The sequence below is a fragment of the Pseudoalteromonas sp. Ld19 genome (genome assembly GCF_045064135.1).
GTDB classification, from domain to species: Bacteria; Pseudomonadota; Gammaproteobacteria; order Enterobacterales; family Alteromonadaceae; genus Pseudoalteromonas; species Pseudoalteromonas aliena.
The window spans coordinates 1-10,701 of record NZ_JBISHA010000028.1; the positions used below are offsets into that span (position 1 = coordinate 1).

The following is a 10,701-nucleotide window of genomic DNA, read 5'->3' on the forward strand; positions in this document are numbered from 1 at the left end:
TGAGTTACAGAGCATTGAATGAACGCGCCAATCAACTAGCACATTATTTGCGTGTACAACATCATGTTGGACCGGATACGTTAGTTGGATTATGCGTTGAACGCTCACTTGAAATGATGGTTGGGGTACTGGCAATTTTAAAAGCTGGAGGGGCTTATGTGCCACTGGATCCTGCTTATCCTAAAGAGCGTCTTGCCTTTATGATTAAGGACACTGGATTATCAGTGGTGTTGACACAACAAAAAGTGCATGACCTTTTAGATGAATTTAACGTTGCCGCTGTGACAATTTGTGTTCCCGAACACTTTAACGACTATGCTGTGACCGCTCCAGAGATAACCGAACTAACGACTGAACATTTAGCCTATGTCATGTACACATCGGGTTCAACGGGTACGCCTAAAGGTGTGATGATCACACATGGTAACTTGGTGAATTTTAGTGCTAACTGCGAGTTACGATACGATATCACCGAAGCCGACAATATATTGCAATTTTCAACCATGAACTTTGATATTTTTGTGGAAGAGTGGTTAGCATCATTAACGCGTGGTGCCAGTTTAATTCTGCGAGACGACGCGGTGTCGTTGAGTCGAGACGCTTTTATTGATTTTTGCCATAAACATGCCATTAGCGTAGTCAGTTTACCCACCGCATTTTGGCATCAATTAGCTTTGGATCAAGAGGAACTGACAGCACTGCCGTTACGTTTGGTGATAGTCGGGGGTGAGGCGCTGGATAAAAAGTCAGTAGCGAGCTTAAAACCAGGTTTTCAATTAATCAATACATATGGCCCAACGGAAACAACCGTGACCGCATCAGGGTATGCAATTAATGACGGTTATCATGAAACTCATGCGGTACCAATTGGCCGAGCTAATGTTAATACGGCGTGTTTGGTATTGTCTGAGCAGCTTACTTTATGTCCTCCAGGAGTGATAGGGGAGCTTTACATTAGTGGTCAGTGTCTCGCCAAAGGTTACCTTAATCAACCAGCCCTAACAGCTAAATATTTTATTGATAATCCGTATTATGACGCGACAAATCCGGCGTTGAGCAAACGATTATATAAAACAGGGGACATGGCACGCTTATCGGCAAAAGGTGAGCTGGCGTTTATGGGCCGCAGTGACGATCAGGTTAAAATTCGTGGTTTTAGGGTTGAATTGGGTGAAATAGAAAATAAATTAATGGCAGAGCCAACGGTTGCATCGGCAGTAGTATTGGCGGAGCACAGTAATGAAGGAGGTCAATCTTTACGTGCTTATATTAAATTTGTGATGGATAAGACTGATAGTCAGGCAGATGAGTTAATACAATCACTGCAACAGACTTTGTCGACTTCGTTACCAAACTATATGGTACCAACAGCCTTCACATCAGTGGTGCAATGGCCTATGACGGTGAATGGTAAATTAGACAAACGCGCATTATTGGCACTGCCGTCGAGGGTATTACAGCAAGAATATTTAGCCCCCCAGACGTACGAAGAAAAGTTATTGGTTGAAATTTGCAGTGAGTTATTGGCATTACCACTGAGTAAGATCAGTATTACAGCTAATTTCTTTGCACTTGGAGGTCATTCACTGCTGATTATGCAGTTAGTAAGTCAACTAAGAAATCAAGGGTTACAGGCTGATGTACAGGCCCTATTTAAGGCACGTACCTTACAAGATATGGCTCGTCAAATAACATTATTTAGCAATGAGACACGTATTACTATACCGGCCAATGGGATCCCAATTGACTGTAATAGCATCACGTCAGAAATGGTGACGTTAGCAACCGTTAGTGAGCAGGAAATAACACAGATAGCCAAAGTTATTCCAGGAGGGATGGGTAATATTCAAGATATTTATCCACTTGCGCCGCTTCAAGAAGGCGTATTGTTTATTCATACCATGAGTGAACAACAAGACCCCTACGTTACCAGTACCACTTTTGAGTTTGATGATGGGGCAAGTTTAGCTCGTTTCTTGGGGGCATTAGAGCAACTTATTGCCAGACATGATGTGCTACGCACAGCGATTTTGTGGCGAGATCGTACGACAGCGCTGCAGGTGGTACAGCGTGAAGCAAAACTGGCCGTGACAGAGCTATCGTTTAACGCAAGTGAAGATGTTCACGGTGCTTTTTTAGCGCATGTGGCAAATGCTGACTACTGGATTGAGTTAGAAACAGCGCCATTACTGCAATTATCGGTATGTGAAGATAAAGCGAGAGGTAAACACTATGCACTACTGTGTGAGCATCACCTGATATCAGATCACGTCTCGTTGGAAATTTTAGTGGCAGAGCTGACAACGTTATTACAAGATCCAGAGGCTAAATTGGCGGCCCCAGTGCCTTATCGTGAATTTGTAGGACGTACTTTACAGCATACAGCAGCGTTAAATACGAAAGCGTTCTTTAGCCAACAATTAGGCGATGTAAATACACCAACATTATCCTATGGCTTAACCGAAGTACTAAACGACGGCACGGGTATCGAGAGCATCAAATTGACATTAGCTCCCACTCAAGCGATGCAACTGCGTAGATTGATGCGGGCACATCATAGTAGTCCCGCAGCAATGTTTCATCTTATTTGGGCCAAAGTATTATCAGTGTGTAGCGGTCAATCAAGCGTTGTTTTTGGTACTGTATTATCGGGTCGAATGAACGGTATGCCAGGGATAGAAAGTATGATGGGCATGTTGATCAACACCTTGCCATTAAAAGTTGAATTAGATAATCATAGTGCAAGCACCTTATTGCGTCAGATAAATGATGACTTACAAGCTTTAGTGCCCTATGAACAAGTTTCATTGGCTGAGGCGCAGCGCTACAGTGCAGTGGAAGGGCAGTTACCGTTATTTAGTGCGATGTTGAACTACCGTCATTCAGTACAAGAAGAAACATTAGAGGTAGATGCAGGATTCAAAGTAATAGAAAGTCAGGAGCGAACTAATTATCCATTTAATCTATCGGTAGATGACTTAGGAGAGGGGTTTGCATTAGAGCTACAAATTGACGAACGTGCACCGGCACAGCGCATAGCACATTACCTAGAAGTGACATTGAACGACGTCTTATCATTATTAGAAAATGATTCAGTACAGTCGGTTCATAGCCTGTGTGTGTTACCGGAGCAAGAGCGCAAACAACAACTAGACAGTTGGAATGACACAATACCTAGAAGTGACATTGAACGACGTCTTATCATTATTAGAAAATGATTCAGTACAGTCGGTTCATAGCCTGTGTGTGTTACCGGAGCAAGAGCGCAAACAACAACTAGACAGTTGGAATGACACAAGGGTGGAGTACCCAAAAGAATTATGTATTCATGAATTATTTGAAGCGCAGGCAGCAGCTAACCCAACGGATACAGCATTACACTTTGGTGAGCAGACACTCAGTTATGGAGAACTAAATGCCAAAGCAAATCAGTTAGCACATTACTTACGAGATAACCACCATGTTGGACCAGAGAGCCTGGTGGGTTTGTGCGTGGAGCGTTCGTTAGAAATGGTGATAGGCATTTGGGGTATTTTAAAGGCCGGTGGTGCCTATGTGCCGTTAGACCCTGATTATCCTCAAGCTCGGTTAGCTTTTTTGATTGACGATGCCTCACTATCAGTCGTATTGAGTCAGAACGAAGTTGCGGAACGAGTAGAATTAGGTGGAGCCAGTATTATAATGTTAAATAAGCTCTTTGATGAATCTAGTAGTAAATTGTCCCATTATTCTAAATGTAATGTGAGCAGAACTGACAGTGGTGTAAATAAATCAAGCCTTGCTTACTTGATTTATACATCAGGCTCAACGGGTAATCCCAAAGGTGTCATGATAGAGCATCAAAATACAGTGGCTATGCTACATTGGGCTAAGCAAGCTTATAGTGATTCAGAATTAGAAAAAGTACTCGCATCTACCTCTTTGAACTTTGATTTGTCGATATATGAGCTTTTCTTGCCATTATGTTTTGGTTATCAAAGTGTGATTGTAAAAAATGCAATGGCACTGATGGATCTGGAATTAGATGTCAGTATGATTAATACAGTACCTTCAGCAATGAAAGCTTTGTTAGAGGTAGATGCTATTTCAAAGCATGTTCGAGTTATCAACCTTGCTGGTGAACCATTGGCAGCACAACAAGTTAATAACATCCTTGATACACTCCCAGGTGTTGACGTTTGCAATCTTTATGGTCCATCGGAAGATACCACTTACTCTACTTATGCTCGATTTAGTACACAGCTAACAACAGTGCCTGATATAGGTAAGTTGATTTCCAATAGTCAAGGATATATATTAGGTCGTGATAAAGAGTTGCTGCCAATAGGGGCTGTTGGGGAGCTTTACTTAGGGGGAGCTGGTGTAGCTCGAGGTTATTTAAATCGCTCTGACTTAACCGCAGAGTGTTTTATTAAAAACCCTTATTTTTCAGAGAATGGCATCAATAATAGCTCTCGATTATACCGAACTGGAGATCTAGTACGTTACCGTGAAGACGGTCGTATTGAATTTATCGGTCGTATTGATGACCAAGTTAAGATACGTGGGTTCAGAATTGAGTTGGGTGAGATTGAACACCGTTTTAATAGTCTAGATTCGATCGTTACATCAAAGGTTGTTGCCTTGTCGCACGCAGATGGCAATCAATATTTAGTAGTATATTTACAACCTCATCTCACACGTGAGACACAATGGGATGAGGAAAGGCAGCAAAGTTGGCTCGCTGAGGTGAAGACAGCTATAAGAGCTGTATTGCCGAGCTATATGGTCCCTAGTCAATTTGTAATTATGGCTGAATGGCCATTAACACCTAATGGTAAAATAGATAAAAAAGCTTTGCCAGAGCCGAATGGACAATTAGTTAATCAGGAATATGTCGCGCTTAAAACTGAAACAGAGCATGCATTAGCTTTAATTTGGTCATCTTTACTTGAGTTGGAAATTACTCATATAAGTGCAACTGCCAATTTCTTTGAGTTGGGTGGTCATTCGCTTTATCTAATTAAGCTATCCGCTAGTATTAAACTAACATTTGAAATAGAGCTGACATTACGAGAAATTTATGATGCTGCTGAGCTAACAATTCTTTCGCAAGTGATTGATAGTAAAAAAGCACAAAGTTATCTAAAAGCTAAAAAAGCCAATGAATCAATAATTACAAGTGGAACTTTATAATGACCATAGACCTAATCAAATCAGCAGCGGATCAAGGGATTTACCTGCATGTCAAAGATAATACTTTACATTTTGATCTAACTGTAACGGAGTTTCCGTTGCAATTAAAACAGGAAATCATTAACCGTAAAGCAGAAATAATCAAATTCATGTCACATTCTACGACAAAGTTAGCCGATGGGATTAGCCTCATGGCCAAACATTACCCAAAAGGGGCTCAGTTATCGTTTACTCAGCAAAGGTTTTGGCTACTTGAGAGAATGCAGTCGGGAAATAGCCAATATAATATACCTGTAGCATTAAAAGTAGAGGGGGAGATTGATTTAACTTTAATAGAGAGAGTGCTCAATACAATTATTTCACGACATAATATCCTGCGTACAATTTACCAGGAAGTAGATGATAAAGTTGTGCAGCTAGTTCAAGAAGAATCAGTATTTTGTTTGGGATACCAAGACCTCAGCATTGTTAACGAACAAGAGCGTAATGCGACGTTATCTCAGTGTTTACATGATGAAGTGAAAAAGCCCTTCGATCTCACTCAGGATTTAGCTATTAGAGGACAATACTTACAACTTACTGAACTTGAAAAAAACTTACAGCAGGGTGTACTATTACTGACACTTCATCATATTGCATCTGACGGTTGGTCGATGGAAGTCTTAGTCAATGAATTTGTAACTTTATATCGAGCTTTCACATTAAACCAAGTAAATCCATTGCCTGAGTTGCCAGTGCAATATGCAGATTTTGCAGTTTGGCAAAGAGAAAAACTACAAGGCGAAGAGTTTGTAAAGCAATTGAATTTTTGGCGGGATACATTGAAAAATGCTCCCATCACACATGAATTAGCATTACAGCATCGTCGACCTGAATTGAAACAATCCGTTGGAATTACGGTAAAATCTAATCTTCCATCTTCTGTTGCTCAACAACTTAAATGCATTGCCAAACAATTTAAACTCAGTTCGTTTATGCTGTTACATGCCGCATTGGCTATTGTTCTAAGTCGTCATAGCAACCAGTCCGATATTATTGTTGGCACTCCAGTTGCCAATCGTGCAGAAGAAAAGCTAGGTGGCTCAATAGGTTGTTTTGTTAATACTCTAGCGTTACGACTGAACACGAGTCAAGCAACGCTGGGTGAATATTTAGCACATGTCAGACAGGTGCACCTTGATGCACAAGTTAATCAAGATATTCCATTTGAGCAGCTTATAGAAGCACTCAATTTACCAAGAAGTTCAGCTTATACGCCGCTGGTGCAAATAATGTTGACGACAAATGATAAGTTTTCAGTGAAGCAAGAACCGCAATCACTGTTAGATTTACCCAATTTAAACCTCTCTCCTTTAGAAAGTAACCATCCAGCGGTAAAATTTGATTTAGAGATTGCGCTGAATATTAGCGAAGAGCAAGTAGAAACGATCTGGAGTTTTGATGTCGCATTATTCGAGCAGGGCTTTGTCGAACAATTAAGTGAACATCTGAATAATGGTTTGACTGCATTGGCAAATATCGCTAGTGAAAAGCTTGAAAAAATGCCGTTAAATTGTTTATCAATATTAGGGGGAAAGTTAGAGAATTATTTGGTTAATGGCCTTAGTAATACCCAAGACTATTCCGATGACCTCTGTATTCATGAGATATTTGAGCAGCAGGTACTATTAACACCGAACAAAGTTGCAGTACAATTTGGAAAAAATAGCCTGACTTACAACGAACTAAATGAAAGAGCGAATCAGTTGGCACATTTCCTTGTTCGTGAGTACAAATTAAAAACAAATACAGTTATAGGGATATGTGTTGAACGTTCGTTAGAAATGATTATAGGAACACTTGCAATACTAAAAGCGGGTTCTGGTTATGTACCACTTGACCCTACTTACCCACTTCAACGTCTTACATATATGATGTCAAATTCTGGTGTTGAAATCATTTTATCTACACATTTTATTATTTCGCAGTTTGACCTTAATGATTATAGTTGTATTTGTATCGATGGACTCGGTGACCTTGATAAAGGAGAAAGGTTTTTTAATTATCCTAAAAATAATTTGGATGCACTTGTTTTAGATAAATCACCTAATAATTTGGCCTATATTATTTATACTTCAGGTTCAACGGGTAAACCTAAAGGAGTGCTGTTGGAACATAAAGGTATAGTTAATATTGCGTCAAATCAGAAACATTACCTAGGAGTCAACGAAAATAGTAAAGTACTTCATTTTGCATCAATGAGTTTTGATGCAGGTACTTGGGAATATGTAATGGCACTATTAAATGGTGCAACACTGGTTATCGCTGATAGTGTTCAGCGTTTGTCTCCTGACTGCCTTAGTGAGTTGCTTTATAGTGAAGCAATTACCCATGTGCTACTGCCGCCAGCATTTTTAGCTATGATGGAATATCGAGATGATTTAGCATTAAAAGCATTAGTTGTCGGTGGAGAAGCCTGTGATCAGGATCTTGTAGATCTATGGGCAAAAAAATATCGTATGATCAATGCATATGGCCCAACTGAGATTTCTATTTGTGCAACTTGGGCTGAATTACAGTGCAATCAAAAGGTTGTAATTGGTAAACCGATAGAAAATACAAGTGCTTTTGTTTTGGATGATTCACTTGCTCTACTCCCACCAGGGGTTGTCGGTGAGTTGTATATCAGTGGTGTTGGTTTAGCTCGAGGATATCATCAGTTACCAGAACAAACAGCAGAGCGTTTTATACTAAACCCTCATTTTGATGGAAAAAATAAATGCGTCACAAAATACCTATATAAAACAGGAGACATAGTTCGTTATCTACCTAACGGTGATCTTGATTATTTAGGGCGCATTGATGAACAAGTTAAAATCCGTGGTTTTAGAATTGAAATTGGTGAGATTGAAGGATTAATGTGTGCTTGCCCTGAAGTGCAAAATGCCATTGTGGCTGTTGTAAAGACCGCAGCTAACACTAAACATTTGATCGCTTATGTTCAATTAGTAGCTAAAGACATAGATGAAAATAAGGCGATGCAATTAATAAATGTTATTAAGTCGAAATTAGTAGAAAAATTACCTGATTACATGATACCGAGTAATTTTATTCATATAGAACAATGGCCATTAAGCAGCAACGGTAAAATTGATAAACGAGCATTGCCTGTTCTGGATTTAGGTTGTAATGAAGATGAATATGTTGCCGCTGCAACTGAAACAGAGGAACGATTGGTAGTAATTTGGGCTAATTTACTTAATTTAACAGAAGATAAAATCAGTATTAATGCAAACTTCTTCTCATTAGGTGGAGATTCTTTGTTAGCGAGTCGGCTGGTTAGGGCTATCACATCAGATATTGTAATAAATTTAGAGCATATTGAAATGAGTGATATTTTTTCTGCTCAATCGCTTGCAGAACAAGCGGAAAAAGTAGATTTGTTGCGTTTGAAACAGATGAATAGTCAAGGTATCGACAATATCTGTGATGGAAAAGTCATTGAAGAGGGAGAAATTTAATGAACGTAAATCAGGCTCTCGATCTAGCTGTATCCCAAGGTGTACACCTTTATGTCGAAGAAGGAAAACTTAAATTTAAAGCGACAAAAGGAAGTATGCCCAATAAATTGAAAAGCGTGCTCAAGGAAAACAAAGTAGAGCTTATTGCATTGCTTAGTGAACTACAGACAAAATCTCATATTTCAAAAAATATAATACCTAGTGGTCATCAGATTATTACTGAGCTTTCCTTTTCTCAACAACGTTTGTGGTTTTTGGATCAACTACGTGGGCCTTCGGCTGAATATAATATTCCACTGGCGCTAGATGTTCATGGCGAATTAAGTATTAAGACGGTGGAGAGTGTATTTAATGATATAATTGAACGCCATACGATCCTAAGATCTTTTTATTATGAATCAGACCAAGGAATACGGCAGCAAATTAGACAGTATACTGATTTCAAGGTCAACATTATTGATCTTAGCGATTGTCAGGATAAATACGCAACAGCAGAACGACATATTTATGCTGATGCTAACACGGCATTTAATTTGACAGAAGATTTACTGTTTCGAGTGACTTATATATTAATTGAAAAAGGCGATACAGAAAAAGAAAACCAAGGAGTGCTACTCCTAAATATGCACCATATCACTTCTGATGGTTGGTCGATGGAAGTATTGATAAGTGAATTTATAACAGCTTATGGGGCCCAAATTAGTGGACGGGGCTATCAGTTACCTGAGCTTGAGATACAATATACGGATTATGCCCACTGGCAACGTACCCATCTGACACAGCAAGTATTGGCGAAACAGATACAATATTGGCAGCAAAAGCTTGCTGATATACCTGCACTACATGGCATAACTCCAGATTTTGAACGGCCGAGTAAAAAGTGTTTACAAGGAAATATTGTCAGAACAAATCTACCTAGCATAGTGGCCGAAAATTTAAAAAAATTAGCGAAAAACCTTCAATTGACGCCATTTATGCTAATTCATGGTGCTCTTGCATTAGTACTTGCAAGACACAGTAATAGTAATGATATTGTGATAGGAACACCAATAGCGAACCGAAACTTACCAGAACTTGAAATGCTGATTGGTTATTTTGCTAATACTCTGGTGTTATGTGCAGATACGAAACAAACGGATATCAACGAATATCTTAAGCATATTAAAGTGGTGCATCAACAAGCTCAAGCTAATCAAGATGTGCCGTTTGAGCAATTAGTTGAAAAATTGAATATACCGCGCAGCAGTGCTCATTCTCCGATATTTCAAGTTATGTTGACGATCAATTCGGATTACGGTATTAGGGATAACAATGTTGAACTGCAAGGGTTGACAATTAATCAACGTACTGCAAGCACCGTAACTATTAAATATGATCTCGAAATTGAAGTTGTTATGAGTGATCAGGGTGTAAAAATAGAATGGAATTATGACTGTGCTTTATTCAAAAAATCTCGTGTTACTGCATTTTCTGAACATTTAGAATCGGTACTACAATATCTTGCTGAGCTTTCACCACAACACTTATCAGACAGTTTGAGCTCTTTATCTATATTGTCTGAACAGGAGCGCAAACAACAACTAGACAGTTGGAATGACACAAGGGTGGAGTACCCAAAAGAATTATGTATTCATGAATTATTTGAAGCGCAGGCAGCAGCTAACCCAACTGATACAGCATTACACTTTGGTGAGCAGACACTCAGTTATGGAGAACTTAATGCCAAAGCAAATCAGTTAGCACATTACTTACGAGATAACCATCATGTTGGGCCAGAGAGTCTGGTGGGTTTGTGTGTGGAGCGTTCGTTAGAAATGGTGATAGGCATTTGGGGTATTTTAAAGGCCGGTGGTGCCTATGTGCCGTTAGATCCTGCACTGCCATCAGCCCGTCTTCAGTATTTAGTTAATGATGCCAATACACATGTCGTATTGAGTGTGAAATCGGTCACTGAATACGTAGAGCTTAGCAGTGCAACCGTGGTATTACTTGATCAACTAGGGAGTGTATCTGAGCACCAATTTTC

General features: G+C 39.5%; 4 protein-coding genes. All 4 read left to right on the forward strand.

Going from position 1 to position 10,701, the window contains the following annotated elements:
* Positions 1 to 3,218, forward strand: a 3,218-nt coding sequence (locus ACJJVZ_RS19935) for an amino acid adenylation domain-containing protein (RefSeq protein ID WP_405621724.1), incomplete at its 5' end; no start/stop codon positions are given.
* A complete protein-coding gene (locus ACJJVZ_RS19940; RefSeq protein WP_405621727.1) occupies positions 3,163 to 5,175 on the forward strand; it encodes a non-ribosomal peptide synthetase in 2,013 nt (670 codons plus the stop codon). The genes ACJJVZ_RS19935 and ACJJVZ_RS19940, both read left to right, overlap by 56 nt.
* Positions 5,175 to 8,675, forward strand: coding sequence for an amino acid adenylation domain-containing protein (locus ACJJVZ_RS19945; protein ID WP_405596911.1), 3,501 nt, complete (start codon positions 5,175 to 5,177; stop codon positions 8,673 to 8,675). The genes ACJJVZ_RS19940 and ACJJVZ_RS19945 overlap by 1 nt, the downstream gene beginning before the upstream one ends.
* Positions 8,675 to 10,701 (forward strand): condensation domain-containing protein (locus tag ACJJVZ_RS19950; RefSeq protein WP_405621730.1); only part of this gene is annotated, 2,027 nt, incomplete at its 3' end. The genes ACJJVZ_RS19945 and ACJJVZ_RS19950, both read left to right, overlap by 1 nt.